The following is a 26775-nucleotide window of genomic DNA, read 5'->3' on the forward strand; positions in this document are numbered from 1 at the left end:
CATGCCCTATGCTGTGACAGACGACGGAGTGCGGCTCTATTTCGAGGAGACCGGATCGGGGCATCCGGTGATTCTGGTTCACGAGTTCGCCGGCGACCTGCGCAGCTACGAGCCGCAGATGCGGCACTTCGGCAAGCGCTTCCGGACCATCGCCTACAATGCGCGCGGCTTTCCGCCGTCGGATGTGCCGGAGCAGGTCTCGTCCTATTCGCAGGCGCGCGCCGCCGACGATATCCTGGCGGTGCTCGATCACATCGGCGCGCCGAAGGCGCATATCGTTGGTCTGTCGATGGGCGGCTTTGCGACGCTGCATTTCGGATTGCGTCACCCGACCCGGGCGCTGTCGCTCTGCATCGGCGGCTGCGGCTACGGCGCCGAGCTCGACAAGCGCGAGACGTTTCGCGCCGAGGCCGACGTGATCGCGAACATGATCCGCAGGGACGGCATGCCGGCCTTCGCCGAGCGCTACGCCTACGGGCCGACGCGCGTGCAGTACGAGAACAAGGACCCGCGCGGCCACGCCGAGTTCAAGACCATGCTGGCCGAGCATTCGGCGGTGGGATCGGCCAACACCCAGCAGGGCGTGCAGAAGGAGCGTCCCTCGCTCTACACGCTGGTCGACGAGATGAAGCGCATCAATGTGCCGACGCTGATCATCACCGGCGATGAGGATTGGCCGTGCCTGCTGCCGGGCATCCTGATGAAGCAGAGCATCCCGTCGGCCGCGCTCGCGGTGATGCCGAACTGCGGCCACGCCATCAACATCGAGGAGCCCGACGAATACAACCGGATCGTCGGCGAATTCCTGGCGCAGGTCGAGAGCGGCCGCTGGCCGCAGCGCGATCCGCGCGCGGTCAGTGCTTCGATCACGGGAATGAAGGGGTAGGCTTCACGCCGAGTTGAATCGCGGCCTTCACCCGCCACCAGACCAAGCATCCGCGCTTTTCGGGACACATCCCCGGAAAGCGCGGATTTTTTTTCGGGCGTGAGCAAGCCGCGACAGCCGGCGGTGCACAACCTGTTCGCATGATTGCTGACTGCTGCAGTCATCTCCAACGCGATCCCTTCAATTCCATGTCTTCTGACCGAAGCCGCGTCCACGGATAGCCGCTCGCGTCAGGAGTGACGTCTGCCATGCGCGCAAAGATTGATCCTTCGATGCTCGCTGCAACCGATGCGAACATCGGCGCGCATCATCGTTCGTCGCATTCATTCGATCGACACAGCGCTGTCATCGGCGATGGATAACTTGTCGCAGGTCGACGTCATAAATCCTTCAAAAATAAAAGGGGCACTACGGTGAAAGCCAAATTTCTTTCGACGGTCGGAGTCTGTCTGGTTGCTGCCGCTGCGGTGATGTGCAGCGCCGCCGCTCAGGACGACAACAAGGGCAATAACGGCCACGATCATCATCCGCACGACATCCACACCCAAACGCCGATCAAGCATCTCGTCGTCATCTTCAACGAGAACCGCTCGTTCGATCACTACTTCGCAACCTACCCGGTTGCGACCAACCCGACCGGCTCGATTCCGTTTACGGCGAAGCCGCATACGCCGAAGGTCAACAACCTCGCCAATGCCAATCTGTTGACCAATAATCCGAACACCAACCCGGCCAACGGCACAGGCGCGACCAATCCGTTCCGCCTCGACCGCACCCAGGCCAACACCAAGTCGCAGAACCACGCCTATACGCCCGAGCAGCAGGCGGTCGACAACGGCAAGGAAGACCTGTTTCCGAAATTCACTGGTCGCGGCACCGCCGGCGGCGTCGGCGCGTTCGGCACCAACGGGCAGGTGATGGGCTATTTCGACGGCAACACGGTCACCGCGTTCTGGAATTATGCCCAGAACTTCGCGATGAGCGACAACAGCTGGACCGACACCTTTGGTCCGTCGACGCCCGGCGCGCTCGAGGTGATCTCCGGCCAGACCAACGGCGCGCAGAACATCGTCGGCTCGTCATCGTCGATCGCCGACGGCCAGGGCGGCCTGACGCTGATCGGTGATACCGACCCTGCCTACGATGCCTGCTCGAGCACGACCAGCCAGGTCTTGATGACCAGCAAGAACATCGGCGATCTGCTCAATGCCGAGAAGATCAGCTGGGGCAGCTTCATGGGCGGCTTCGACCTGACGCTCAAGAACAGCAACGGCACCACCAACTGCGGCCGCAGCACGTTCTCGAGCAACGTCAACGGCACCGTCGTGGACTACATCCCGCACCACGCCTGGTTCCAGTACTACAAGTCGACCGCCAACCCGACCCATGCGCGGCCGAGCTCGGTGAATGCGGTCGGACACACCTATGTGCCCGGCAGCAAGACGCTCGATCCGGCCAATCATGCCTACGATCTCGAGGACTTCTATGCTTCGGTGAAAGCCGGCAACTTCCCGGCCGTCTCCTACATCAAGATGCCGGCCTATCAGGACGGTCATCCCGGCAACTCCGATCCGCTCGACGAGCAGGCCGGCAATGTCGAGCTGATCAACTTCCTGCAGAAGCAGAAGGAGTGGGGCGAGACCGCCGTCATCATCACCTATGACGACTCCGACGGCTGGTACGACCACCAGTACCTTGCACCGATCAGCGCCTCGTATGATCCGACCGCCGACCAGGTCAACGGTCCCGGCCAGTGCGGTCGCGGTATCGGCAAGCAGACGCAGCCGAACGGCCTCAACGGCCAGCCGGTAAACGGCCGCTGCGGTCCCGGTACGCGCGTCCCGTTCCTGGTGATCTCGCCCTTCGCCAAGCGGAATTACGTCAGCCACACCCGCATCTCGCAGGCGTCCGTCGTGCGCTTCATCGAGGACAACTGGCTGCACGGCCAGCGTCTCGGCGGCGGCTCCTTCGACGACAACGTCGAATCGATCGCCGACATGTTCGACTTCGAGCGCGGCCACGGCCAGGATCACGAATACCGGCAGGACACGCTGTTCCTCGATCCGACCGCCGGCACCGTCATCGTCAGCGCGCCGGACGATCACCATCACCACTAACGCCCTTCGGTTCTGATCCAATCAGAACCGAAGCTCTGCCCTGACGCGTTCTGCTCGCGCGAACTGGTCTCCGGTTCGCGCGAAAACGCTTAACGAAACTGGATCTGACATGAACGGCCGCACCTTGTGGCTTCTCGGCGCCGGCCTGCTGTGCATGGCCGGCACTGTTGCGGCCGTCGAGACGCAGGGACTTCCGGGGACCAATCCGCACCCGGTGCAGCTCAGGCGTCCGCCGGTCGCTCCGCTGTCCGCCATGGCGCAGCTCGGCCAGAAGATTTTTTTCGACGCGTCGCTATCCTCGTCGGGCGCGTTGTCATGCGCGTCATGTCACAGTCCGGACCACGCCTACGGGCCACCCAATGATGGGCCGGTGATGTTCGGCGGGCCCGCGCAATCCCGGCAAGGGACACGCGCCGTGCCGGGCCTGACTTATCTCGAGCGGCAGCCGAATTTCAGCATCGGGCCGGAAAAGGACGAAGACGACAATGTCGTCGACTTCGCGCAACTGGCCGCGCTCGGCCAGCAGGCTCCGCGCGCCAAGAAGGTCGCGACCGGCACTGCCGTCTCGGCGGTCAACATCGTGCCGCAGGGCGGACTGTTCTGGGACGGCCGCGCCGATACGCTGCAGGACCAGGCGATCTTCCCGCTGCTCGATCCCAACGAGATGGACGGCGGCAGCATCGAGATCGTGGCGCAGAAGCTGCGCCAGGCGAGCTACGCGCCGCGCTTCGCCGAGCTGTTCGGCGCCGGTGTCTTCGACAATACGCGGCTGCTGGTTGCGGAGGCGATGTTTGCCGTCGCGCGTTATCAGGTGGAGGAGCCGACCTTCCATCCCTACACCAGCAAGTTCGACTACTGGCTGGAGGGCAAGGCGCGGCTGAGCGAGAGCGAGTTGCGCGGCCTGCAATTGTTCAACGATCCGGACAAGGCCAATTGCGGCGGCTGCCATACGTCGCAGCCGACCCGGGATGGTCTGCCGCCGCTGTTCACCGATCATCAATATGAGGCGCTCGGCGCGCCGCGCAACGCCGCGCTCGCGAGCAACCGCGATCCCGACCATTTCGATCTCGGGGTTTGCGGTCCGTACCGCACCGACATTGCCGAGCAGACGCAATATTGCGGGATGTTTCTGACGCCGACCTTGCGCAACACGGCAACGCGTCGCGCGTTCTTCCACAACGGCGTCTTCACGAGCCTCGAGCAGGTGCTCGACTTCTATAACTTCCGCGATACCAATCCGGAGAAGGTGTTTTCGCGTGGCGCCGACGGCACGGTGCGCAAGTACGATGACCTGCCGAAGAAATATCACGGTAATGTCGACGTCAGCGATCCGCCGTTCGAGCGCCATCTCGGGGACACGCCGGCGATGACGGCGCAGGACGAGGCCGACATTGTCGCCTTCCTGAAGACGTTGACCGACGGCTACCAGCCGGAGCGGTGAGACGTCGCGACGTTCCATCGCGGAACCGAACCGTGAGTTGGCAGGGCTTCGTCATGCGCGCATAATGGGCGCATGAATGTCGTCGAAGGCAACGGTGCCAGAATCCCGGCAATCGGACTCGGCACATGGGAGCTGCGCGGGCGGACCTGCGCGCGCATCGTCGAGCAGGCGTTGCGGCTCGGCTATCGCCACATCGACACCGCCCAGATCTATGACAATGAGCGCGAAGTCGGCGAGGGGCTGCGTGCCTCCGGCGTCAAGCGCGACGACGTGTTCGTGACCACCAAAGTCTGGACCACGCATTTCATGGCGAAGGATCTCGAACGCGCCGCCAAGGAGAGCCTGGCGCGGCTGCGCCTGACTGAGGTCGATCTGTTGCTGCTGCACTGGCCCAATCCGCAGGTGCCGCTTGCCGAGACGCTCGGCGCGCTGGCGCGGGTCAGGCAGGCGGGCCTGGCGCGGCATATCGGCGTCTCCAATTTCAACGCGGCGCTGATCGAGGAGGCGGTGGCGACATGCCCCGAGCCGCTCGCCTGCGACCAGGTTGAGTACCATCCTTATCTCGACCAGGCCGATGTGATCGAGGCCTGTCGCCGCCACGGCATGGCATTCGTTGCCTACAGCCCGATCGCGAAAGGGCGGGTCAAGGGCGACCGCGCGCTGGCGCGGATCGGCGACCGTTATCGCAAGACCGCTGCCCAGGTCTGCCTGCGCTGGCTGGTGCAACAGAATGTCTCCGCGATCCCACGCACCTCGAAGCTCGAACGCCTTCAGGAGAACATCGACATCTTTGATTTCGAGCTGTCGGTCGACGACATGCGCGAGATCTCGGCGATCGGGAGCGCTGACGCGCGATGATGGGCCCGCGACGCACAGGGTCTTTGCCTGAGCATCAAGTCTTAGAAAGCATCAAGTCTCGGAAAAATGGCTGGGTCCTGATCCGGATCATGCTAATGCCCCGCTGGCCGATTGCGGCTTTGGACCGAATGGGGATTGAGGCAGGCGGGTTCCGGCCGGTATTGTAGCCCGGCGGGGAGAGACGTCACTGATGTGATCGAGTGGGATGAAGTTTCGGCCAAACGCGGATCTGATGGCGTCGGTGTTCGTGCACCTGATGCTGCTCGCGCTGATTTTCCTTTATTCGGAGGTCCATCAATTCGATCCCGTTGCCGCTGACACGGTCCCGGTCGAGATCGTGACGCCGCAGGAGATCGCCAAGTCCGAGGTCGAGACCAAGCCCGAACCGGCACCGAGCCCGTCGCCGACGCCCGAGTTGCAGTTGCCGTCGCTCGATAAGCCGGTGGATTCGGCCAAGCCCGAACCATCGGCGCAGACGCCCGCGCCGCAGCAGAACGCACCACAGCAGCCGCCGCAGAAGCAGGCGACGCCGACGCCCAAGCCCAGCCCGGCGCCGCAACGTGCCGCGGCCGAGCCGCCGCCCACGCCGGCACAGCAAACGCCACCGATGCCCCAGCCAGCGGCGCAGCAACAGGCGGCAGCGTCGTCGCCTGCCTATGCGCAGCCCGAGCCTGATCTTTCGGTCAAATACAACGTCATGCTCGGCCTGCCGCCCGATATCTCCGTGAAGCCGCCAGCCAGCGCGCCGTCCGGCCCCGGACCCGGTAAGGACAATTTCGACGCGGCCGCCACCGAGCAGGCCGATGTCGGCTCGAGCGTGGTCGCCGAATTCCGCCGTCACCTGAAGACCTGCCTGAAACTCCCGCCGACGCTGAGCACGGGCGACGACGTGAAGATCAAGCTCAGGGTGTTCATGAAGCCCGACGGCAAGCTCGCCGCGCAGCCTTTGCTGATCGAGGCCACCGCCTCGGAAAAGGGGCCGCTGCTGCTCAAGAGCGCGACCGAGGCGCTGCAGGCCTGCCAGCCCTATGCGATGCTGCCGCGGGATCGCTACGGCGAATGGAAGGTGCTCGACCTCGACTTCAGCCCGCGCGATTTCGCGTCGTGAGCCGAGGCAAGCTTCAGCTTCCCATCGCCTGCCAGGCATTCGAGGCGAACTGCCGGCGCCAGATCACGATCACGACGGCAGCTGTCGTGACGAACAGCACCCAGGGGCTGACGAACCAGCCGAGATAGCCGAGCGCGAAGAAAAACGCGCGCTGGCCGCGGTTGAAGTGCCGGCCCGCCGTCTCGAACAGCCGCGTGGTGCGGATCACATGGGCCTCCGCCTCCGGCGTATCGCGCCGGTCGGCCGGCGGCATCGCGCCGAACAGGATCGCCACATAGTTGAACAGCCGATAGGCCCAGGCGAATTTGAAGAAAGTGTAGATGAAGATCAGGATCAGCCCGATGCACTTGACCTCCCACAAAGCGGGCGAGGGCGTGAGGTTGACCGGCAGCGCGCCGAGCACGGCGAGCGCGTCGTTGGTGGCGCGCAACAGCGCCAGCCCGCCGCCGATCGCGATCAGACTGGTGGAGGCAAAGAACGCGGTGCCGTTCTGCAAGCTGGCCATGATCTGCATGTCGACCATCCGTGCGTCGCGGTTGAGCAGATTCCGCACCCAGATCTCGCGATAGACATGCATCCGCGCCGACAGGCTGTCGCGCCCATACGCGGTGTGCTCCAGCGTGATGGTATAGACCAGCCATTCCAGCGCAAAGAAGCCGACGGCCAGGATGTCGGTCCAATAGCCAGTCATGTTGCCTTCCTTCGTGAGCGCGCGGCTGACTGTCCGCGCCGGGCCGCATCCGCGTCATGTACAGGTTGAACGCGTGCAATGCACTATGGCAAACTACCGTGGCAACAGGATTCCCGGACATGCTCAAGCTCGTCATCGGCAACAAGAACTATTCGTCATGGTCGATGCGGCCCTGGCTGGCGTTGCGCGCCAACAACATCCCGTTCGAAGAGGTCTTCATTCCGCTCTACACGGACCAAGCCGACAAGGACCGCATCCTCTCTTTCAGCAAGGCCGGCAAGGTGCCGACGCTGATCGATGGCGACGTCACGGTGTGGGACTCGCTGGCGATCATCGAATATCTCGCCGAGAGATTTCCCGAGGCGAAGCTCTGGCCTGCGGATCGTGCCGCGCGCGCGCATGCCCGCGCGATCTCGGCGGAGATGCATTCCGGCTTCATGCCGCTGCGCAACGAATGCGGCATGAACCTGCACCGGCCGATCCGCGCCGTCGCGCTGTCGGATGATGCGCGCGCCAACGTGGCGCGGATCCAGGAGATCTGGGCTGACTGCCATCTGCGCTACGGCAAGCAGGGTCCATTCCTGTTCGGCGCATTCTCTGCGGCGGACGCGATGTATGCGCCCGTGGTGCATCGTTTCCGCACCTACGCGATCCCGGTGAAGGCCGAAGCGCAGCACTATGTCGATGCCATGATGCAGCTTCCGGCGTTCCAGGAATGGACCAGCGACGGCGTTGCCGAGACGCTGCGGATCGCCCGATTCGAGGATGTCTGACGGTTGCTGCGCTTCCGAATTGTGACAGCGCTCGCAAAGATCGCGGCTTGACGCCGCGGGGCCGAAGGCGTCGAATCCGGAAAGGCTGGTTTTGCAAGTCGTGAAAGGGCTTAGACCATGGGCATTCTCGATTCCCTGGAGAATTCGCCGGAGCTGAAAGGCATGCTTGGCCAGCTTGGCGCGGCGGTGATCCCCGTCGTGCTCGGCGAGGTTCTGGGCAATGGCGGGCAGGGCGGCTTGTCCGCGATCGTCGCCAAGCTCGAGCAGGCCGGGCTCGGCGAGCAGGTCAAATCCTGGATCGGTACCGGTCAGAACCTGCCGATCACGGCTGAGCAACTCCAGCAGGTGCTCGGCAGCGACACGGTCAAGCAGCTCGCCGCCAGGTTCAACATTCCGGTGGACCAGCTGTCCAAGGTGCTCGCCCAGCAACTTCCGGCCGCGGTCGACGGCGCGAGCCCGGACGGCAGGCTGCCGCACACCGCCTGAACCGCTGGAATCAGGGTTCCAGCCGGGCTCGGCGGGCAATTTCCGATTGGCACGCAAATTGCTGCCTATCGCCCTGAAAAACCTGCAAAAATCGCACCTTCGCTATGCCCCAATCCTGCTGGATTTGGGGAGGTGCGATGTGCTAGCTTGCCGCAGGGTTCTCAAAATGCCGGCCTGAGCTATCGGGACTGTCAGCTCAGCCAGCAATCTCTAAGAAAATGGAGAGGGCGTTGAAGCATAAGTACTCGATTGGCGAGACCGTCTATTTCACGGCCAGCAACGTGGCGCGCCCCGCCGCGAGCGGCACCTATCAAGTGATCCGTCTGCTGCCGACCGACGGTGACGATTGCCAATATCGCATCAAGAGCTCGACCGAAGCTTTCGAACGGGTGGCCAAGGAGAGTCAGCTCGCGCTGTCCTGAAGGAGTTGTGCGCAAGCCGGCGGCTGGAGCGGGTTCCGCGCCGCCGCCGTCAAAAGGCCCCGTTCGCAGATCCATTGTGCTGAAGGTTGGACGTCGAGGTGGCGGCGTTCGCCGTCGCCGATTGTGCTTACGCTGCGTTGAGGGACATCGCGCATGAACTGGGCTTCCTCGCTGGATCAGATCTGGCGCTCACCGACCTTCCCGATGTGGCTGACGCTGGCCGCCGCGGGGTTCTTTGGGATCGTCGTTCTGGTCACGCTGCTGCGTGCGGAAAAATCCGTCGCCAACGGCGCGCTGACCGTGATCACGCTGCTGTCGATCGCGGTTGCGGTCGCCGCGACGATCCGTGGCTTCGGCCCGGGCGGGCAGGCGGCGCCGGCCGAGACGCGGACGGCGCAACTGGCCAGCCAGACGGTGCCGGCGCTGGCCTGCGTCGACGACCTCGCCGGAGACGCCGTTCTCAACGCCTGCGAGAGGGTGCTGTTCGGTTCATCGGATACGGCGGCAGCGGCGGTCAGCTACGCGGCGGCGCAGGTCTCGCGCCTGACTGCGCTCGGCGACCTCGCGACCGCCGAGCGCAATTCGACCACCGAGTTGCAGGCGCTGCGCCGCGCCATCGAGCATGACCGGTATGGCCTGGTCGCCTATGCGCTGATGGCGCGCGACCACTGCACGCCGACCGCGTGCCCCGCGTTCCGCTCGCTCGGCGACAACCATCAGATCATCGCCAACATGAACGAGCGGACCTACGAGAACCTGATCACGCGCTACGCAGGGTCGTGGAACGCGCCGGCCGGCGCCCAGGCATCGGCTGCCTCCGGCCTGGTCGCGGCGCTGCCGCAGTCGTTGCCCACCGGCAAGCCGACCAATGCGGAGTTTCCGAGCTCAGCGAACACGCCGCCGGTCAGCATCATGACGCCCGAGCCGGCAAAGCCGGCCGCCGCCGCACCAGCGCCGGCCGCGCGCGCTGCCGCCGCAGCCCCGAAGCGTCCGCCGGCGGCGAAGCGCCCGGTCCAGATTGCGCCGGCCCCGGCCGCGCCGGCGTCGCCTCCTGCCGCCGCCAGCGCACCGGCGGCTGCGAACGAGCAATGAGCGTGATGACGGCGGCTTGAGCCGCCGTCATTGCGCTGTTCCGGCTTCGTTTGGCTCGAAAAGCGCTCTAGTCCCGATATCCACCGCCGCGGAGAGCGCTCCCTTTTCAAAGCGCGCGCCGGCCGCTACATCCGGCGCATGCCGCTTCATCTCATCAAGCTCGCCGTCGGTTGCGACTCCGTCAAGGAACTCAAGGGCTGGGTTGCCGAACGGATGGCGACCGCGAAGAAAAAGGGCCTGCCGCTCCGTCACGTCCACATCACGCGGATGACGCCGAAGCGCGAGGAAGAGATTCTTGCCGGCGGCTCGCTCTATTGGGTGATCCGCGGCGAGATCGCCGCGCGCGAGAAGATCATCGCCATCGAGCCGTTCCGCGACAAGGACGGCATCGGACGCTGCCGGCTGGTGATGCAGCCCAAGGTGATCGCGGTCTCGCCGCGGCCGATGCGGCCGTTCCAGGGCTGGCGCTACCTGACCGCAGACTCCGCGCCGGCCGATCTCACCAAGTCGAGCGCCGCCAGCGTGGCATCGATGCCCGAGCCGATGCGCCGCGAGTTGCGCGACCTCGGCTTGCTGTAAGCAATCGGGTTGCTCTGAGCAATCGAACGGCAGTGATCCGGGTTCACTGGGTCACGAGATGCAGCCGGGCCCATTCTGAGGCCGGGACCTCGACATAACGGCCACCCGCCCTGTCGGCGGTGACGTCGAACAGTTCATGGCCGATCCCCATCTCGCTGAGATATCTCCGGAACTGGTCGGTGAAGATTGTGGTGAGGCTGTCGCGGTGCTCGGCAGAGACGTTGGGTGCGAGCCGGTCGTAGATCTGCATCCTTGCGGTCAGGATGACGCGGTTGCCGGGCGGCAGGCTGCGATGCACGCCGCCCGCAAGCATCAATACACATGCAAGCTCGCAGGGCACACCGGAGAGCTTTTCCTTCGCATCCAGCGGGCCGCCGGGCCGCTTCAGTGCAAAGCATTCCTCCTCGGGTCTTCCGTTGCATGCCTCGACCTCGGTTGCCGCCACCGCCGCATCGATGCCGCGACCGCGCAGGATGCGACCGAGGCTGGCAGCGACGGTGAGGTCGGAGCCCGGTTTGACATTGATGACCACCGGCAGCTTGCGTCCGTTCTGCCGGTCGAGGATCGCTAGCAGCCGCTTGTAGGTGTCCCATTGCACCGCGCCTTCGGCCGCGATCCAGTCCGAGCAGCCGGGGCCGCAGGCATCAGGCGCACCATGCGCGACATAGAAGATCATGGCGCCGGGCGCCGAATTGACGCCGCCGACCGGCGGCCGGGTCTGTGCCTGCGCCCCAGCGGCCAGCAGCGCGATGCCAAGAACAATGCCTTGCCTGAAGTAATGGTTCATTCCGATCGCCCTTGAAAGGCGCGATCATCCATGCGTCGCGAGCGTGGCGCAAGCACCCGGCCGCACAGATGAGGCCGAGCCCTCATTACAGGCTCGCATCCTCTCTGCGCATGAACCGTTTCACACTTTTCCGGTCCGGGCTCAGACCGCGATGTTGTCGATCAGGCGCGTGCTGCCGAGCCTTGCCGCCACCAGCATCCGCATCGGGCCGTCCTTCAGCGAGCCGATCGGAGCCAGGGAGGCGGCGTGGCGGACTTCGAGATAATCGAGCACGAAGCCGGCCCTGGTGATCGCCGCGGCGCCGTCGGCCATTGCGGTCGCGGTATCCTCGCCGGCGCGCAGGCGGCCGGCCGTTTGCTTCATCACCCGATGAAGCTCGGGGGCGGCGTGCCGTTCCTCCGGCGAGAGGTAGACGTTGCGTGACGACATCGCGAGACCGTCGCGCTCGCGCACCGTTTTGGACCCGATCACCTTGACCCCGAGGTCGAGGTCCGCGGCCATCTGGGTGACGACCCGGAGCTGCTGAAAGTCCTTCTCGCCGAAGATCGCGACGTCGGGCCGGACCTGCGTGAACAGCTTGCCGACCACGGTGGCGACGCCGCCGAAGAAATGCGGCCGGAAGCGATCCTCGAGCCCGGCGGTGGCCGGCCCCTCCGGCACGATCCTGGTGGCGAAGCCGTCCGGGTACATCGCCTTCACCTCGGGATGCCAGATCAGGTCGACGCCCTCGGCGGCGAGCTTGGCGACGTCGGTTTTCCAGGTGCGCGGATAGGAGCCGAAATCTTCGGTCGGCGCGAACTGGGTCGGGTTGACGAAGATCGAGACGACGACCCGCTTGGCGCGGCGCTTGGCGAGCCGCACCAGCGACACGTGGCCGTCATGGAGCGCTCCCATGGTTGGGACCAGCGCGACGGTTGCCTTCTTGGCGCGCAGGGTGTCGACGGCGCGACGAAGGGCGGGGACGGTACGGACGACGGTGGGATTTCTCGGCATCTGGTCTCGGCTCGTGGGGCAATCCGGGTGGGAACGAATCTGGGCGGGACGGGTTGGCGTTCGGCAGGTCACGCAGCTTACCAAGTCCGAACCACGATCGGCAAACCGGCCGATAAGCCTTACACGATCTCGAACGCGCGCGGATCAAAGCCGCCGATCGATGCAGCAGTCTCGCTTGATCGATTCATCGGCACGGCCGCAATTGATTTCCTGTCGCAGCGATGCATTTCACTTGACCGCAGCGGCGCTCGCTTTGAAGATCATTGCGGGGATTTGAATCATGTTGGTGCAGGCTCGTCAGGGTCAATCCGGCTCCGCACATGTCATCGTGCTGGGCAACGAGAAGGGTGGATCGGGAAAGTCGACCACCGCCCTGCATATCGCCGTCGCGCTGCTGAAGGCCGGGCAGCGCGTCGCCAGCATCGATCTCGACTGCCGCCAGCAGAGCTTCACTCGCTACATCAGCAATCGCCAGGCCTGGGCGCGCCGCACCGGGCTTGATCTCGAGCTCCCCGCGCACCACTGCATCAAGTACGGCGAGACGATGCAGATCGAGGAGAACGAGAACGCGGAATTCCAGCAGTTCATGGCCGCGGTGAGCGCGGTGGAACACGCCTATGATTTCATCGTCATCGATACCCCGGGCGCGGACAGCTACCTGATGCGGCTCGCGCATTCGATGGCCGACACTTTGGTGACCCCGATCAACGACAGCTTCCTCGATTTCGACGTGCTCGGCACCGTCGATCCCGCGACCTATGCGGTGACCGGCGAGAGCCATTATGCGGAGATGGTGCGCGACACCAGACGCAAGCGCCGCCAGCTCGATGGCGCCTCGACCGACTGGATCGTGGTGCGCAACCGCCTGTCGATGCTCGGCTCGCGCAACAAGCAGCTGGTCGCCGACGGCTTGAAACAGCTCTCGCTGCGGCTCGGGTTCCGTGCGGTCGACGGCTTTGCCGAGCGGGTGGTCTATCGCGAATTCTTCCCGCGCGGGCTGACGGCGCTCGACGACATCGACGAGGCGACGCTCGGCACCCGCCCGAGCCTCGGTCACGTCACCGCCCGCGAGGAGGTGATGAGCCTGCTGCGCCAGCTCAAGCTGCCGCTCGACGAGCGCGGCCGCCGCAGGGCCGCCAACCGGGCCGAATGGTTCAGCCAGGTCGACAAGCCGCTGGAAGTTGACGACATCATCGGCAGCTAGGCCGCCGGGCACTCCCTGGGGCAGGTTCCAGCGCGGCAGGCGCGCAGGAAGTGACTATCGTCACTTCCCGGACCGTCCAGAAGCACGGTAGTCTTGCGGGGTTTTCGGCCACTCCGTCGCCAATATGTCGGAACAAAGCTGGCCAGATCCGGTTTTCCCAAGCCAGCCGCGTTTCCGCTCCCCGTCGGCTGGTCTTGAGGTATTATCGTGCCGCAGAGCCATGGCGCCAGAAGCGAATGCACAAAGATTGTGTGCACCGCACAATGAGCGTGCTGCGAAGTCCCAACTTTTAGACTTCCTGTCACAGCGCTGTGACATATATTCTCAAAAGGAGGCCGAAGAGTCTCCGGCCAAGAATAGCCCTGAAAAGGCGGGCACCTCGAGGACGTCATGAAGCGTGGAATTCTCGTTCTGCTTTCTCTCTCCGTGGTGATCACGGCGGCCTATTTCACCGCGAGCAAGTGGGCGATCCGTCACGAAACTCTCATGTTCAAGGACCCGACTCGCGATGAGCGGCCGGTCGCGGTCGACGTTGCCGTGCGCTTCGACAAGGAGATGCAGGCCGACGCTGGCATGATCACGCTGCCGGTTGCGATCCTCAATCATGGCAATACCGTCAAATTCACCGAATATTCCTTCCTCGCGAACGTGTTCGCGGCGCGCGGCTATCTGACCATCAGCATTCAGAACGACCTGCCGTCGGACGGACCGATGGTGACCAAGGTTGGCGAGCTCTATGTCGGCCGCCTGCCGCAGTACCAGCGCGGCATCACCAACATCAAGTTCGCGATCGAGGAGATGAAGAAGCGCCAGCCGAACGCGGACTACAGCAAGCTGACGATGGTCGGCCATTCCAATGGCGGCGATATCGCGATGTATTTCGCCAAGCAGTATCCGGACGAGATCAAGAAGGTGGTGACGCTGGACAATCTGCGCGTGCCGTTCATGACCGACGGCAAGTTCAAGATCCTGTCATTCCGTTCGCATGACTCGCAGTTCAAGCCGGATCCGGGTGTCGTTCCCGATGCCGACGAATGCGAGAAGGCCGGCATCACCGTGGTGAACACCAACTTCCAGCACAACGACATGCGTGACACCGGGCCCGAGAAGGCCAAGGACTCGATCCAGGCCATGCTCGATAAATTCCTCGCCGACACCGACAGCGCTGTCGCGCCGGTCGACACCAGGAATGCGCCGCCGAAGATTCTGGAGCCCGGTCCCGTCTCGCTCTACGTGCCGGTCGAGAAGCCTCAGACCTTGACCGATAAGCTCAAGAAGTCGCTCTCGCTGACCAAGACCGAGACGAAGAAGGATCCGTCGGTCACGAATTGACCGGGCGGCCCGCGGTCCAGGCTGGCCTCTCACGTTGACCAATCCACTGCCGCGGCCCACATAGTGTTTGCTGTACGAGGCAAGCGCTGATGGCCGGCAAGACGATCAAACCGACATCCGGAAGCGATGTACGCCCGGCCCACGCGCCTGGCGTGCCGGCATCCAACGCGAACGACATCGCGGCATTCGTCGCCAAGGCGCGGGCGATGTCGCCGCATCGCGCCGGCGCCCACGGCAGGCTGGTGTTCGCGCTCGACGCCACGATGAGCCGGCAGCCGACATGGGACATGGCGTGCACGCTGCAGGCAGACATGTTCCGCGAGGCCGGCGCTCTCGGCAGTCTCGATATCCGCCTCGTCTATTATCGCGGCTTCAATGAATGCCGTGCGTCGGGCTGGATCTCCGACAGCGCGCAGCTCGCGCGGCTGATGAGCAAGATCGATTGCCAGGGCGGCAACACCCAGATCGGCAAGGTGCTGTCCGAGACGCGTCGCGAAGCAGTCGAGGCCGGGGTGCGCGCGCTGGTGTTCGTCGGCGACGCGATGGAGGAGAGTGCCGACGATCTATGCGCCAAAGCCGGCGAGCTCGGCCTGCTCAAGGTGCCGGTCTTCATGTTCCAGGAGGGCAGGGATGCAACCGCCGAGCAGACGTTTCGCGAGATCGCGCGGCTGACCGGCGGTGCATGGTGCAGGTTCGATCCTGGTGCGGCCGCGCAACTCCGCGAATTGCTGCGTGCCGCCGCAGCCTATGCCGCCGGCGGCCGCGAGGCGCTGCTGCAACTGGCCAAGACCGCGAGCGGCGCGGCGAAGCTGATCGGTCAGATGAAATAGCGCCGCGTCGCGTCAGGCTCCGCCCGACGCCGGTGAGACGAAGCTTCGCATGCTTTTTGCCGCCGGGCCGCCTATATTCCGGACATGCCAACCCTGATCGCTGGCGTCGTCGCCGTTGTCGTCCTTTATTCCGCGCTGCAGATGTTTCGTGCGGCCAATCCCGCCGTGCTTGCGCGCGCGATCAAGATCGGCGGCGGGGTGCTCGCGCTGGCGGTCGCGGCCTTTACCGGCGTGCGGGGCGAACTGGCGGTGGCAATTCCGCTCGGCATCTTCGGGGCCGGACTGCTCGGCTGGTCGCCGTTCGGAAGCACCGGATTTCCCAATCTCGGCGGCATGTTCGGCGGCTCGCGCAGCCAGGGACAAAGCTCGCAAGTGCGCTCGCAATATCTCGATATGACCCTCGATCACGGCAGCGGTGTGCTCAGGGGCCAGATCGTGGCCGGACCGCAGGCCGGCCGCATGCTCGATGAGTTCGACCTGTCGCAGCTATTGGCGATGGTCCCGAGCTTCGACGCCGAGAGCGTCGCGCTACTTGAAAGCTATCTGGACCGCCGCTTTCCCGCCTGGCGTCAGGACGCACAGGGCGACCGGGCACGGGGGCAGGGCCGTGCGGCGTCGGGCGGCAAAATGACGAACGAGGAGGCCTATCAGATCCTTGGCCTGCAGCCGGGAGCGTCGCGCGACGACATCAGCCGGGCTCACCGTACCCTGATGAAGAAACTCCATCCCGACCAGGGGGGCTCGACGTACCTCGCGGCCCGTGTGAACGAGGCCAAGGACACTCTGCTTCGCACGCATCTCTAACTCCGGCTACGCTACCAACGCCACAGCCGAGAGCTGCCTTCCGTTTCTGATTGATGCCCCGTATGGCCCGCCGCTGTCCGGAGTGGCCGATCGCTCTTTCGGGAAAACTTAACCGTAAAAGCTTGACGAGAAGTTTCATGGTCGCGCCGCGCGCTGACGGCCGGCCGTTTTCGCGGCGGCAAAAACAAAACGGCCGGCGCTTGCGGCGCCGGCCGTTGAGATCAGCAGATGCTGACGATCAGTTGCGAACGGTGATGCAGGAGATCTCGGCGCGCTTCAGCGTCTTGCAAGCCGCCTCGGCCTGATCGCGCTCGAGGCCGGCAAAGCGGGCGCGATAGAGCTTGCGATTGTCCTTGGCGACCACCTCGGTGAACGGATCCGCCTTGCTGAGCAGGCCGCGGGCCGAGCTGCGCGCCAGGTCGATACGCTTGTTGGCCTCGCCCTCGGACTCCAGCGCGCCAACCTGGATGATCCAGCCGGTATGCGCGGCGCCCGGCCTTGCTGAGCTGGTCGGCGGAGCGGCCTGCACGCTGCGGGTTGCGGGTTCGATCGACGCCACGGCCTGTGGCGCCGGGGCAGCGGGTGCATGCACGGCCGAGGCCGGCAGCACGCCGAGGATGCCGTTGCCGGTGCCGAAATTGGCCGGCTGCGGCGGCATTTCCGGCCTCGAGGTCTCGGCGGCTCGCGCCATCATCGCATTGGAGGTCTCGGGGACTTCGCCGCGCGAGGGGATCGTGTTGGTGATCGGAGGCGCGGACTGCGCCGGGCCGGCCGCGGCGAGCTTGATCTGGCCGGCCTTGACCTGCACCGTCTTCACCTTGACCGGCTTCATCGGTTCAGCCGAGCCGGGGATCGCGGCGATCGGCTGGGTCTGGATCACGCCTGAGGTCAGCGGCGCCGGCTCGGGCTTGGCCTGCGGCTCCGGCTTGGCCGGAAGCGGCGGCAGCGCGGCGGCGGCCGCCGCCATCAGCGAGGGTTTGCTGGCCGGGCGCGGCGCCTGGATCGCGGCAGCTGCAGCGGCGGGCTCCGATGCCGCGACGGGCGAGGTGTCCGGCGCGCGCGCATTATCCGCGTCGGCGACCTCGACATTGGCGTCGGCCGGATTGCGTTCGGTGATCGCGGCGGCGGTGCGGGTGGTCGCGGCCTTCCCGACGTTCTCTGCGAGCAGGTTGCGCATGATGGCGTCACGCGAGCCGCCGCTGCGGCCGCCGAGCACCACGCCGACCAGGAAGCGATTGCCGCGGCGCATCGAGGTCACGAGGTTGAAGCCGGAGGCGCGGGTGTAGCCGGTCTTGATACCGTCAACGCCCTCGACGTTGCCGAGCAGGTGGTTGTGGTTGCGGATCGATTGGCCGCGGAAGTTAAACACCGAGGTCGAGAAGTAGCGGTAATAGCGCGGGAAGCGGTCCTGGATCGCGCGGCCAAGGGTCGATTGATCGCGCGCCGTCGTCACCTGCTCATCGTTGGGGAGGCCGGAGGCGTTGCGATAAACGGTCCGGCTCATGCCGAGCGCGCGGGCCTTGCGGGTCATCATCCGGGCGAAATCGTCTTCGCTGCCGCCGATCGCCTCGGCGATCACGACCGCGGCGTCATTGGCCGAGCGGGTGACCAGGCCCTTGATGGCGTCTTCGACCTTGATGGTCGATCCGGGCCGCAGGCCGAGCTTAGTCGGGTCCTGTTCGGAGGCGTGCTCGGACACCGGCATTTCGGTGTCGAGCTTCATCCTTCCGGAGTCGAGACGCTCGAACAGCAGATAGAGCGTCATGATCTTGGTCAGCGAGGCGGGGTGGCGCAGGCCGTCGGGACTGGTGGCGGTGAGCACCGAACCGGTGTTGCCGTCGACGATGATCGACGCGAATTGCGGGCTGTAGCTCTCGCGCGCTTCCTGGCTGTGGTGGTGACGGGCGTAGTGCCGCCGGTGACGGCGCGCCTCGGCGCTATCACTCGTGATCAGGATCGCCGTCGTGACGGTAACGAGCCCAAGAACGCCAACTCGCAGCGCCCGCGAGGAGGCCAAGGTTGTTCGAAGCATCTACTTCCCCGTCCCAATTTCTATCTAGATCACTGGCTCGTGAGGCGAAATTGTGCCCAGCGGCCATCGATCCTTGCCTGCGCAACAAACCACTTCGGGCAGAACCATCGGCCCACGTGGCGGCTCAGGTCGCTCTTCTAGCTAAGGTGTTGTTCACAAACAGCTTTCGCGGCTGTCTGTCGGAAGGCGAACAAAGTCCGGGAATCAGGTTAGGCGGACCGAGTTTCCAAAAGATTAAGCAACCGTTGCGTAGTCCCCCGGGGTTTATCGCGAATGCCGGAGATTCGGGGCTGTGTGATTGTGCGATGCACAATATTCATTGACTCTATTGTGCGATGCGATATGGCTATCGGCGTCAGGGGGCCGGGAGCTTCCCGGCAATGGGAATTTGCGCCTTCAAGTCTGGGAAAAGGAATTCCATCCATGGTCAAGATCGAAGACATTCAGAACTACGGCAAAGAGCATTTCGAGTCGGTCACCGCGTCGGCGAACAACCTGCAGAGCGGCGTTCAGGCCATCGCAACCGCCTATGGCGACTATGCCAAGAAGTCCTTTGAGGACACCAAGTCGTTCGTCGAGAAGCTGTCGGGCGTGAAGTCGCTGGACAAGGCGCTCGAGGCGCAGACCGAGTACCTGCGCTCGTCCTACGAGACCTTCGTCGCGGAATCGCAGAAGATCGCCGGCCTGTACAGCGACTGCGCCAAGCAGACCTTCAAGCCCTATGAGGGTCTGGTCTCCAAGTTCGCGCCCGCCGCTCAGTAAGCGTTGCCGACCAAGACAAACGAAAAGCCCGGCCGCTTGGCCGGGCTTTTTTGTTGTGACTGAAGCGGGCGACTATTTGGCCAGCCGCAGCTTGCTGAGGGCGGTTCCGATCGTGTTGAACGTCGTCAGGATCTGGGTCGAGCTGGTCAGCATGAAGAATTTGTCGGGCGTGCTGGCGCAGTTCTTCAGGACGGTCGAGGTCGGATCGGCGGGCGAACTCGTGTTCACCTGGATCGTGTAGATCGTGTACAACGGCGCTCCGTTGGAATCCTTCGCGTTCTGCAGGTTTTGGCACATCAATGCCTGCCTTGCGTCGATCGGATTGCCTGAGGCTTGCGAGCTGCCGTCGCCGTAGTCGGGCCAGCGGTCCTCGGTATTCAGACCGTCGGACAAGAGGATGATGACCCGGTTGTAGGTCGTGTTGGTGTCCTCCGACGGCGCGTTCAGCGGACCACCCACCAGCAGGGACTGCCACGCCCACGCCAAGCCGACCGCCTGGTTGGTACCGCCGGTCGGCTGCATCGCGTTGACCGCCGTCTTGAGCGCGCTCCAGTTGTAGCTCAGCGGAATGATGGGCTCGAGCGGCGTCGAGGCGTTACTGCTGCAATAGAATGTGCTGTTCTCATAGTACTCGTTGGCCGGGAACAGCGTGGTGACGTCGGACGACGCCGGCAGCACGCCGGTCGCATCGTTCGGCTGGGTGCGGTCCGTGATGCAGCCCGTCCAGTTGCCGATCGGATTGGTAGAGGCCTGCCGCCAGTCGTTCTTCACCGTCGGGGTCTGACTGGTCGAGGTCCACTGGTTGTTGGTCCACCCGACAACGGCGCTGACCCGGGGCTGGCTCGTATTGTCTACCGTGTCGTTGGGGCCCGGCTGCGTCCAGTCGTGGGTATACAGCTTGCCGGTGCACTGATAGACGCCGCCGGTCGTCTTGCAACTGCAGCCGGACACCGCGTTGCCCGTGGAGTCCGTCGGACATGCACACGAGTTGGAGCCGCTGCAGAACACGCCGGTGCCGGCTGCGGTGCTCACCCAGCAGCCATTGTAGCGCGTGTGCGAGTTCGCATCGACGCTGGGGCAAATGTAGCCGGAATAGGTCCCGCTCGAGGGGATGTAGTTCGCGTTGGACGTGCTGGTCGGGTTCTTCGTGCAGGTGAAGCCGCCATTGTTGTTGGTCCAGGGGCATCGCGCACCGGGTCCGACGGCGTGCCAGTTCATCGGCAGGCTTGCTTGCATGGTGCCGTTGGCGGGCTGCGTGGTCGGCGGGTTGAGCCAGTCGGTCCAGTCGATCCAGCTCTGGCCGACATTGCTGGTGCCGACATTGACGACCTTGGCGAACGGAATGACGGAGATGTAGACGTCACCATTGTTCTTGCTCAGCGCGCTGAGCTGGTCGATCAGTCCGCCGGTTCCGGCCACGGCGTTGCGCAGCGCGGTGATCTTGCCGTCCTGCGCCATCGATCCCGTGTTGTCGAGGGCGAGGGCGACGCGCATCTTGACGTTGCCCCAGGTGGTGGTCGTCGAGCTCTTGAAGCCCAGCGTCGGAAAACCGGCCAGTTGCATGAAATCGGATTTGATGTGGCCGGATCCGCCCAGCAGGATGGTGGCCGCCGCGCTCGAGGTCGGGGTGGTATAGTTGGCCGTGACGGAAATGCCCTGGCCGTCCTTGTTGGTGTAAAGCGCGGTGAAATAGGTCTGCGCCTTGCTCGGGATCTCCGCAGCCGTGATGTTGCCCATGGTCAGATCCTTGGACAGCATCAGCGCGGTCGAATCGAGCGCCGCCTGCATCGCGGAGCGGGCGTTGTTGGCGCGGGTATAGTCGATCGCGGCTCCCACGAAAGCGAGGAGCGGCAGCATTGCGAAGGTGAAGATCACCGCGACATTGCCGTTATTTGCCCTGGAAAACCGGCGAGCAACCGCGCAGACGCGATCGGAAATGGCTGAACCAAGCATGGCACTCTCGTCGAAATGAATTGCGGTGGCATCTCGACCGGCGCCGCTAAACAGATGGTGAATCGGGCGCCGGAAACCCGGCAGGGCGGCGTGGGGGAGGCTCAAAAGCCGGGCAAAAGCGCTCGCTATCCTCAATGACGTCTAAATTGGCGGCCCGACTCCTTTGTCAAATCGGGCAGAAATGATTAACCTTCCGAGGGTTGCCGCGCCGGGAATCGGACCGGTGGGCCGCGCCGGGTCTGCGCTTGCGGCAGGACCTCGCGAGGCCCATATTCGGGAAGTCGATCCGGCCGCCGGATCGGACCGGGAGCGGCAATCTGGAAAGCATTGCTGGGGGTTCCGCGATCAGTCTTGCGGCAATCGCGACCACCATCGAATTGCCATCCGGTTTCCCGCCATCCGGTTTCCCTTGGGGAATTCGAACGCCTGAGCCATGTTGCGATCCACGTTGACAGTCCCGATTTCCGAGCCGGTTTCGTCGATGCCGGCGGTGGCCGCCGCGCCGGCGCCGAAAATGAACAATGATGACAACCGCAATGGGACGGGCAACGGCCCGTCGACCTCGGTCATCACCAAGGTCAAGCCGAAGACCAAGCGCCCGAACCTGTACCGCGTCCTGATCCTGAACGACGACTACACGCCGATGGAGTTCGTCGTTCACGTGCTGGAACGATTCTTCAACAAGGACGCCGAGGCGGCGACCAAGATCATGCTGCACGTTCATCACCACGGGATCGGCGAGTGCGGCGTTTTTACCTACGAGATCGCCGAGACCAAGGTGACGCAAGTCATGGACTTCGCGCGCAAGCACCAGCATCCACTGCAGTGCGTGATGGAAAAGAAATAGGTCGCTGGAACGACTGACCCGCCGCGAGGCGCGGAACGGGTCTTGCATCGCGGTTTTTGATGGTGGTGAACGGCGTTCCCGTACGATCACGGGCGTCGCCGCGCGACGCCCCGATGCCCCGAATTTAGAAGAAAACCATCATCGCGGGACCGGTCTTTCGCCACGATCCGTCGTAACTATATCAAAGGCGATCACGAAGGTTGTTATTGCCTGACCCGGTAATGGCGATCATGATGGCAGGGGGCCATAGAGGACGCGAATGCCAACTTTTTCCCAAAGCCTTGAACAGTCGCTGCACCGTGCATTGGCGATCGCAAACGAGCGTCACCATCAATACGCGACGCTCGAACATCTGCTGCTGTCGCTGATCGATGACTCGGATGCGGCGGCTGTGATGCGGGCCTGCAGCGTCGATCTCGACAAGCTGAGGACCAGCCTCGTTAATTATCTCGAGACCGAATTCGAAAACCTGGTGACTGACGGCGCCGATGACGCGAAGCCGACCGCCGGGTTCCAGCGCGTGATCCAGCGCGCGGTGATTCACGTCCAGTCGTCCGGTCGCGAGGAAGTGACCGGCGCCAACGTCCTGATCGCGATCTTCGCCGAGCGCGAGAGCCATGCCGCGTACTTCCTGCAGGAGCAGGACATGACGCGCTACGACGCCGTCAACTACATCAGCCACGGCATCGCCAAGCGGCCCGGCGTGTCGGAAGCGCGGCCGGTGCGCGGCGTCGACGAGGAAACCGAGACCAAGGGCAACGAGGACGCCAAGAAGAAGGGCGAGGCGCTCGAGACCTATTGCGTCAACCTCAACAAGAAGGCGCGCGACGGCAAGATCGATCCGGTGATTGGCCGCAATGCCGAGATCAACCGTGCGATCCAGGTGCTGTGCCGCCGCCAGAAGAACAACCCGCTGTTCGTCGGCGAAGCCGGCGTCGGCAAGACTGCGATCGCCGAAGGCCTCGCCAAGCGCATCGTCGACAGCGATGTGCCGGAAGTGCTGGCGGCCGCGACCGTGTTCTCGCTCGACATGGGCACGCTGCTTGCGGGCACCCGCTATCGCGGTGATTTCGAGGAGCGGCTCAAGCAGGTCCTGAAGGAGCTGGAGGCGCATCCGAACGCCATCCTGTTCATCGACGAGATCCACACCGTGATCGGCGCCGGCGCCACCTCCGGCGGCGCAATGGACGCGTCCAATCTGCTGAAGCCGGCGCTGGCCTCGGGCACGATCCGCTGCATGGGCTCGACCACGTACAAGGAGTACCGTCAGCACTTCGAGAAGGATCGCGCATTGGTGCGGCGCTTCCAGAAGATCGACGTCAACGAGCCGACGGTGGAAGACGCGATCGCGATCCTCAAGGGCCTGAAGCCCTATTTCGAGGATTACCATCGGCTGAAATACACCAATGAGGCGATCGAGGCGGCGGTGCAGCTGTCGTCGCGCTACATCCACGACCGCAAGCTGCCCGACAAGGCGATCGACGTGATCGACGAATCCGGCGCGGCGCAGATGCTGGTCGCCGAGAGCAAGCGCAAGAAGACGATCGGCATCAAGGAGATCGAGACCACGATCGCGACCATGGCGCGGATCCCGCCGAAGAGTGTGTCGAAGGACGATGCCGAGGTGCTGAAGCATCTCGAGCAGACCCTGAAGCGCACGGTGTTCGGCCAGGACAAGGCGATCGAGTCGCTGGCGGCGTCGATCAAGCTGGCGCGAGCCGGCCTGCGCGAGCCGGAGAAGCCGATCGGCAGCTATTTGTTCTCGGGTCCGACCGGCGTCGGCAAGACCGAGGTCGCCAAGCAACTGGCGGCGTCGCTCGGTGTCGAGCTGCTGCGCTTCGACATGTCCGAATACATGGAGCGGCACACCGTGTCGCGCCTGATCGGCGCGCCTCCCGGCTATGTCGGCTTCGACCAGGGCGGCCTGCTCACCGATGGCGTGGACCAGCATCCGCATTGCGTCGTGCTGCTCGACGAAATCGAGAAGGCGCACCCGGATCTCTACAACGTGCTGCTGCAGATCATGGATCATGGCCGGCTCACCGACCACAACGGCAAGCAGGTCAACTTCCGCAACGTGATCCTGATCATGACCACGAATGCCGGCGCGGCCGACCTTGCGCGGCAGGCCTTCGGCTTCACCCGCTCGAAGCGGGAAGGCGACGATCACGAAGCGATCAATCGCCAGTTCGCGCCGGAGTTCCGCAACCGGCTGGATGCGATCGTCTCGTTCTCGCACCTCAATGCCGAGGTGATCGGCATGGTGGTCGAGAAGTTCGTGCTGCAGCTCGAGGCGCAACTCGCCGACCGCGACGTCACGATCGAGTTGTCCGAGCCTGCAAAGGCTTGGCTGATCGAGCACGGCTATGACGAGCAGATGGGCGCACGTCCGATGGCGCGCATCATCCAGGAACACATCAAGAAGCCGCTCGCGGATGAGGTGCTGTTCGGCCAGCTCAAGGGCGGCGGACACGTCCGCGTCATCCTGGTCAAGGACGAGGCGACCGCCAAGGACAAGATCGGCTTCGAATATGTCGAGGGCCCGGTCACGCCGAAGCCCGAGAACCTGCCGCCGCGCAAGCGCAAGCCGCCGAAGGGCGGTCCCAACGGCGGCGGAGGCGGCACCAAGGGGCCGGCCTCAAAGGGGCCGATGGTCAAGGTCTGAGGCACGAGCGAACAACCAAACGAAAAGGCCGGCTGAACAGCCGGCCTTTTTGTTTCTGGCGGTGGGAGGCGCGTCTCCGCGCCGTCACTCGCCCTTCAGCCGCTGGCCCTCCTGGACCCGCACCCGGTCGGCGCCGCGGCTGCCGGCGGAGGACAGCCGGAGCGTGCTGAGCGCAGCTCCCACGACGGCAAAGCCGACGCCGACCATCAGCGAGATCCGGGTGCCGTCAGCCGGATAGCGCGCCAGCAGCAGCGCCACCAGGGCGGCGCCGATGGTCTGTCCGAGCAGGCGCGCGGTCCCTAGCATGCCGCTGGCGCCGCCCGAGCGCTCGCGCGGGGCGGCGGCGATCATGGTGCGGTTGTTCGGGGTCTGGAACAGGCCGAAGCCGGCGCCGGCCAGCGCCATGCGCCAGACCACGTCGATCGGCGTGGCGTTGACCGGCATCAAGGCCAGCGTGCCCAATCCCGTCGCGAACAGCAGCAGGCCGATGCCGCCGAGCAGGCCGGCCGGATAGCGTTCCACCAGCCAGCCCGCGAGCGGGGCGGCGAACGCGACCGCAATCGGCCACGGCGTGATCAACAGGCCGATCTGAACCGCCGAATATCCGAAATGGTTTTCCAGATAGAACGGCATCGCGACAAAGGCCAGCATCTGGCCGCAGAACGAGGCGATCGAGGTGCCGATCGAGAGCGCGAAGATCGGAATTCGCAGCAGGTCGACGGGCAGCAGCGGCGAGGGCAGATGCTGCTGCCGCCGGTACAGCAAATGCGAGGCGACCGCGGCGACAGCGAACTCCAATGCGCAGAGATACAGCGACCCGCCATGGCCGGCGCTGTCGATCGCGCTGATGCCGAATCCGAACGCAATCGCGCTCAGCGCGGCGCTCTGCCAGTCGAAGGCGTGAACCGCCGGCCTCGTGTGCGGCAGGAAGCGCCAACCCAGCGCCAGCGTGACAATGCCGAGCGGGACATTGATGGCGAACAGATACGGCCACGTTCCGACCGCCAGGATGAACGAGGCGATGGTGGGACCGACCGCGGCCGAGATCGCGACCACCAGCGCGTTGACGCCGATGCCGCGGCCGAGCAGCGAATGCGGATAGATGAAGCGGACCAGCGCGGTGTTGACGCTGAGGATTCCGGCAGCGCCAAACCCCTGCAGGATGCGGGCGACCGTCAGCAGCGGCAGCGTGTGCGACAGCGCGCAGAACAGCGAGGCCAGCGTGAACAGCAACAGCCCCGCCAGATAGACGCGGCGATAGCCGATGATTTCGCCGAGCGAGGCCAGCGGCAGCAGCGAGATCGTGATCGCCAATTGATAGCCGTTGACGATCCAGATCGAGAACGCCGGGCTGGCGTTCAGATCCCGGGCAATAGTCGGCAACGCAACGTTGGCGATCGAGCCGTCGACGACGGCCATCACAAGGCCGAGCGCGATCGTGAGAATGGCCCAATTGCGCTGCGGCTGCGGCAGCCCGTCGGGATGCTCAATGATCGCGGACGACATGTCGTGGAGTGGCTCTCGGTTCCGGCGTTGCGGGGATTACCGCATGCTGGATTAGCCCGGCCTTTGCAACCCCGAATGCCGGATGCCGGCCGCGACCGAAACGAAGGCTCCGAGCCGAGGCGGCTCAGCCCTGGCCGAGCAATTCGTTGATGCGGCGCTGCAGCTGCCGCTTCTTGATCTCGCTGCGGCGGACCCGCTCGTCGAGATCGCTGACCGGCGTGTCGGAAGTCATGATCCGGAAGGCGAGGCCGACTTTGTTGGCCTGGCGCCAGATCAGACGGGCCAGGAACGAGCGGCCCTTGCGTGCGACGCTGAGATTCATCTCTTCGGGCAACTGCGCGGCATCGCTAAATTCAACGCAGGCACCGCCTTCGCTGATGTTGCGGACGACGCAATCCATCGTCGAGCCGCGTTCATTGATCTCCGCAACCGCACCATAGAACACCTTGTCGCGTACGCTCTGGCGCCGGTCCTGCACGGGAAATCCTCCAAATGAACGGCACGACTGTACCGGTCCGCCCCAGCGAAAAGAAGGGCGCCGGGGGAACCCGTTGCAGTTAGTGTAAATATTTGCATCCGTGAGAGCGTGGATTCCCGGCTATTTTGC

25 protein-coding genes are annotated in these 26775 nt (G+C 64.5%); 17 read left to right on the plus strand and 8 right to left on the minus strand.

Annotation, left to right across the window (positions count from 1 at the left end):
* Window position 1 precedes the first annotated feature (1 nt).
* The 5 genes from QA635_RS19670 (at window position 2) to QA635_RS19690 (ending at window position 6410) form a co-directional block, all read left to right on the plus strand.
* Window positions 2-886, plus strand: a complete 885-nt coding sequence (locus tag QA635_RS19670; RefSeq protein ID WP_283071132.1) for an alpha/beta fold hydrolase — start codon at window positions 2-4, stop codon at window positions 884-886.
* A 470-nt stretch (window positions 887-1356) separates the two neighbouring features.
* Window positions 1357-3003: a phospholipase C gene (locus QA635_RS19675; RefSeq protein ID WP_425249196.1), complete on the plus strand. Its 1647-nt coding sequence runs from the start codon at window positions 1357-1359 to the stop codon at window positions 3001-3003.
* 109 nt (window positions 3004-3112) lie between these two features.
* Window positions 3113-4444, plus strand: a complete 1332-nt coding sequence (locus tag QA635_RS19680) for a cytochrome-c peroxidase (protein ID WP_283071136.1) — start codon at window positions 3113-3115, stop codon at window positions 4442-4444.
* Between the two features lie 72 nt (window positions 4445-4516).
* Window positions 4517-5302, plus strand: a complete 786-nt coding sequence (locus QA635_RS19685; protein ID WP_283071138.1) for an aldo/keto reductase — start codon at window positions 4517-4519, stop codon at window positions 5300-5302.
* Window positions 5303-5507: 205 nt separating this feature from the next.
* Entirely contained in the window at window positions 5508-6410 is a 903-nt protein-coding gene (locus QA635_RS19690; protein WP_283071140.1) for a hypothetical protein, read from the plus strand.
* A gap of 13 nt (window positions 6411-6423) precedes the next feature.
* On the opposite strand, the gene QA635_RS19695 is transcribed toward QA635_RS19690, so the two are convergent.
* Window positions 6424-7101 (minus strand): DUF599 domain-containing protein, encoded by a 678-nt coding sequence (locus QA635_RS19695; RefSeq protein ID WP_283071141.1) that lies wholly within the window; start codon window positions 7099-7101, stop codon window positions 6424-6426.
* A 119-nt stretch (window positions 7102-7220) separates the two neighbouring features.
* Here QA635_RS19695 and QA635_RS19700 point away from each other — a divergent pair, with 119 nt between their 5' ends.
* The 5 genes from QA635_RS19700 to QA635_RS19720 all read left to right on the plus strand — a co-directional run bounded on the left by QA635_RS19700 (window position 7221) and on the right by QA635_RS19720 (window position 10453).
* Complete coding sequence (locus tag QA635_RS19700; RefSeq protein ID WP_283071143.1) at window positions 7221-7874, plus strand: glutathione S-transferase family protein; 654 nt, start codon at window positions 7221-7223, stop codon at window positions 7872-7874.
* Window positions 7875-7991: 117 nt separating this feature from the next.
* Window positions 7992-8360, plus strand: a complete 369-nt coding sequence (locus QA635_RS19705) for a YidB family protein (RefSeq protein WP_225164574.1) — start codon at window positions 7992-7994, stop codon at window positions 8358-8360.
* 218 nt (window positions 8361-8578) lie between these two features.
* Entirely contained in the window at window positions 8579-8782 is a 204-nt protein-coding gene (locus QA635_RS19710; protein WP_018272021.1) for a hypothetical protein, read from the plus strand.
* A gap of 153 nt (window positions 8783-8935) precedes the next feature.
* On the plus strand, window positions 8936-9874 hold the full coding sequence (locus QA635_RS19715) for a hypothetical protein (protein WP_283071147.1): 939 nt from the start codon (window positions 8936-8938) through the stop codon (window positions 9872-9874).
* A 138-nt stretch (window positions 9875-10012) separates the two neighbouring features.
* Window positions 10013-10453 carry a DUF1489 family protein gene (locus QA635_RS19720; protein ID WP_028336418.1) on the plus strand — a complete coding sequence of 147 codons (441 nt, stop codon included), beginning with the start codon at window positions 10013-10015 and terminating at the stop codon, window positions 10451-10453.
* 43 nt (window positions 10454-10496) lie between these two features.
* On the opposite strand, the gene QA635_RS19725 is transcribed toward QA635_RS19720, so the two are convergent.
* The gene (locus QA635_RS19725) at window positions 10497-11240 is read right to left on the minus strand and encodes a hypothetical protein (RefSeq protein WP_283071149.1); all 744 of its coding nucleotides are present in this window, start codon (window positions 11238-11240) and stop codon (window positions 10497-10499) included.
* Window positions 11241-11381: 141 nt separating this feature from the next.
* Window positions 11382-12233, minus strand: coding sequence for a pantoate--beta-alanine ligase (gene panC, locus QA635_RS19730; RefSeq protein WP_283071150.1), 852 nt, complete (start codon window positions 12231-12233; stop codon window positions 11382-11384).
* Between the two features lie 280 nt (window positions 12234-12513).
* Between panC and QA635_RS19735 the strand changes: the two genes are divergently transcribed.
* The 4 genes from QA635_RS19735 (at window position 12514) to QA635_RS19750 (ending at window position 16403) form a co-directional block, all read left to right on the plus strand.
* The gene (locus QA635_RS19735) at window positions 12514-13437 is read left to right on the plus strand and encodes a division plane positioning ATPase MipZ (protein ID WP_283071152.1); all 924 of its coding nucleotides are present in this window, start codon (window positions 12514-12516) and stop codon (window positions 13435-13437) included.
* 390 nt (window positions 13438-13827) lie between these two features.
* A complete protein-coding gene (locus tag QA635_RS19740; protein WP_050999547.1) occupies window positions 13828-14769 on the plus strand; it encodes an alpha/beta hydrolase in 942 nt (313 codons plus the stop codon).
* 89 nt (window positions 14770-14858) lie between these two features.
* Complete coding sequence (locus tag QA635_RS19745; RefSeq protein ID WP_283071154.1) at window positions 14859-15599, plus strand: vWA domain-containing protein; 741 nt, start codon at window positions 14859-14861, stop codon at window positions 15597-15599.
* An 84-nt stretch (window positions 15600-15683) separates the two neighbouring features.
* Complete coding sequence (locus QA635_RS19750) at window positions 15684-16403, plus strand: DnaJ domain-containing protein (protein ID WP_283071156.1); 720 nt, start codon at window positions 15684-15686, stop codon at window positions 16401-16403.
* Between the two features lie 238 nt (window positions 16404-16641).
* Here the strand turns inward: QA635_RS19750 and QA635_RS19755 are convergent, their stop codons facing one another.
* The gene (locus QA635_RS19755; RefSeq protein ID WP_283071157.1) at window positions 16642-18435 is read right to left on the minus strand and encodes a D-alanyl-D-alanine carboxypeptidase; all 1794 of its coding nucleotides are present in this window, start codon (window positions 18433-18435) and stop codon (window positions 16642-16644) included.
* Between the two features lie 423 nt (window positions 18436-18858).
* Here QA635_RS19755 and QA635_RS19760 point away from each other — a divergent pair, with 423 nt between their 5' ends.
* Window positions 18859-19197, plus strand: a complete 339-nt coding sequence (locus QA635_RS19760; protein WP_016844841.1) for a phasin family protein — start codon at window positions 18859-18861, stop codon at window positions 19195-19197.
* A gap of 72 nt (window positions 19198-19269) precedes the next feature.
* On the opposite strand, the gene QA635_RS19765 is transcribed toward QA635_RS19760, so the two are convergent.
* On the minus strand, window positions 19270-21150 hold the full coding sequence (locus QA635_RS19765; protein WP_283071159.1) for a TadE/TadG family type IV pilus assembly protein: 1881 nt from the start codon (window positions 21148-21150) through the stop codon (window positions 19270-19272).
* A gap of 345 nt (window positions 21151-21495) precedes the next feature.
* Window positions 21496-21672: a hypothetical protein gene (locus tag QA635_RS19770; RefSeq protein ID WP_283071161.1), complete on the minus strand. Its 177-nt coding sequence runs from the start codon at window positions 21670-21672 to the stop codon at window positions 21496-21498.
* Between QA635_RS19770 and clpS the strand changes: the two genes are divergently transcribed.
* Complete coding sequence (gene clpS, locus QA635_RS19775; RefSeq protein ID WP_038385792.1) at window positions 21665-21997, plus strand: ATP-dependent Clp protease adapter ClpS; 333 nt, start codon at window positions 21665-21667, stop codon at window positions 21995-21997. The two genes, QA635_RS19770 and clpS, sit on opposite strands and share 8 nt — an antisense overlap.
* Before the next feature lie 259 nt (window positions 21998-22256).
* Complete coding sequence (gene clpA, locus QA635_RS19780) at window positions 22257-24662, plus strand: ATP-dependent Clp protease ATP-binding subunit ClpA (protein ID WP_076834521.1); 2406 nt, start codon at window positions 22257-22259, stop codon at window positions 24660-24662.
* Between the two features lie 84 nt (window positions 24663-24746).
* On the opposite strand, the gene QA635_RS19785 is transcribed toward clpA, so the two are convergent.
* Both QA635_RS19785 and QA635_RS19790 read right to left on the minus strand, forming a co-directional pair.
* Window positions 24747-26168 (minus strand): MFS transporter, encoded by a 1422-nt coding sequence (locus QA635_RS19785; protein WP_283071163.1) that lies wholly within the window; start codon window positions 26166-26168, stop codon window positions 24747-24749.
* A 124-nt stretch (window positions 26169-26292) separates the two neighbouring features.
* A complete protein-coding gene (locus tag QA635_RS19790; RefSeq protein ID WP_283071165.1) occupies window positions 26293-26646 on the minus strand; it encodes a PilZ domain-containing protein in 354 nt (117 codons plus the stop codon).
* Between the last annotated feature and the right edge of the window lie 129 nt (window positions 26647-26775).

The organism is Bradyrhizobium brasilense, from assembly GCF_029714345.1.
Lineage (GTDB): Bacteria > Pseudomonadota > Alphaproteobacteria > Rhizobiales > Xanthobacteraceae > Bradyrhizobium > Bradyrhizobium australafricanum.

What these genes read in the sequence shown, in the direction of transcription:
- QA635_RS19740 (WP_050999547.1), top strand. Translation starts at nt 13,828, where the DNA reads ATGAAGCGTGGAATTCTCGTTCTGCTTTCTCTCTCCGTGGTGATCACG.
- QA635_RS19785 (WP_283071163.1), bottom strand. Translation starts at nt 26,168, where the DNA reads ATGTCGTCCGCGATCATTGAGCATCCCGACGGGCTGCCGCAGCCGCAG.
- QA635_RS19670 (WP_283071132.1), top strand. Translation starts at nt 2, where the DNA reads ATGCCCTATGCTGTGACAGACGACGGAGTGCGGCTCTATTTCGAGGAG.
- QA635_RS19675 (WP_425249196.1), top strand. Translation starts at nt 1,357, where the DNA reads ATGTGCAGCGCCGCCGCTCAGGACGACAACAAGGGCAATAACGGCCAC.
- QA635_RS19715 (WP_283071147.1), top strand. Translation starts at nt 8,936, where the DNA reads ATGAACTGGGCTTCCTCGCTGGATCAGATCTGGCGCTCACCGACCTTC.
- clpA (WP_076834521.1), top strand. Translation starts at nt 22,257, where the DNA reads ATGCCAACTTTTTCCCAAAGCCTTGAACAGTCGCTGCACCGTGCATTG.
- QA635_RS19700 (WP_283071143.1), top strand. Translation starts at nt 7,221, where the DNA reads ATGCTCAAGCTCGTCATCGGCAACAAGAACTATTCGTCATGGTCGATG.
- QA635_RS19695 (WP_283071141.1), bottom strand. Translation starts at nt 7,101, where the DNA reads ATGACTGGCTATTGGACCGACATCCTGGCCGTCGGCTTCTTTGCGCTG.
- QA635_RS19720 (WP_028336418.1), top strand. Translation starts at nt 10,013, where the DNA reads ATGCCGCTTCATCTCATCAAGCTCGCCGTCGGTTGCGACTCCGTCAAG.
- QA635_RS19750 (WP_283071156.1), top strand. Translation starts at nt 15,684, where the DNA reads ATGCCAACCCTGATCGCTGGCGTCGTCGCCGTTGTCGTCCTTTATTCC.
- panC (WP_283071150.1), bottom strand. Translation starts at nt 12,233, where the DNA reads ATGCCGAGAAATCCCACCGTCGTCCGTACCGTCCCCGCCCTTCGTCGC.
- QA635_RS19705 (WP_225164574.1), top strand. Translation starts at nt 7,992, where the DNA reads ATGGGCATTCTCGATTCCCTGGAGAATTCGCCGGAGCTGAAAGGCATG.
- QA635_RS19760 (WP_016844841.1), top strand. Translation starts at nt 18,859, where the DNA reads ATGGTCAAGATCGAAGACATTCAGAACTACGGCAAAGAGCATTTCGAG.
- QA635_RS19710 (WP_018272021.1), top strand. Translation starts at nt 8,579, where the DNA reads ATGGAGAGGGCGTTGAAGCATAAGTACTCGATTGGCGAGACCGTCTAT.
- QA635_RS19735 (WP_283071152.1), top strand. Translation starts at nt 12,514, where the DNA reads ATGTTGGTGCAGGCTCGTCAGGGTCAATCCGGCTCCGCACATGTCATC.
- clpS (WP_038385792.1), top strand. Translation starts at nt 21,665, where the DNA reads ATGAACAATGATGACAACCGCAATGGGACGGGCAACGGCCCGTCGACC.
- QA635_RS19690 (WP_283071140.1), top strand. Translation starts at nt 5,508, where the DNA reads ATGAAGTTTCGGCCAAACGCGGATCTGATGGCGTCGGTGTTCGTGCAC.
- QA635_RS19765 (WP_283071159.1), bottom strand. Translation starts at nt 21,150, where the DNA reads ATGCTTGGTTCAGCCATTTCCGATCGCGTCTGCGCGGTTGCTCGCCGG.
- QA635_RS19745 (WP_283071154.1), top strand. Translation starts at nt 14,859, where the DNA reads ATGGCCGGCAAGACGATCAAACCGACATCCGGAAGCGATGTACGCCCG.
- QA635_RS19685 (WP_283071138.1), top strand. Translation starts at nt 4,517, where the DNA reads ATGAATGTCGTCGAAGGCAACGGTGCCAGAATCCCGGCAATCGGACTC.
- QA635_RS19680 (WP_283071136.1), top strand. Translation starts at nt 3,113, where the DNA reads ATGAACGGCCGCACCTTGTGGCTTCTCGGCGCCGGCCTGCTGTGCATG.
- QA635_RS19725 (WP_283071149.1), bottom strand. Translation starts at nt 11,240, where the DNA reads ATGAACCATTACTTCAGGCAAGGCATTGTTCTTGGCATCGCGCTGCTG.
- QA635_RS19755 (WP_283071157.1), bottom strand. Translation starts at nt 18,435, where the DNA reads ATGCTTCGAACAACCTTGGCCTCCTCGCGGGCGCTGCGAGTTGGCGTT.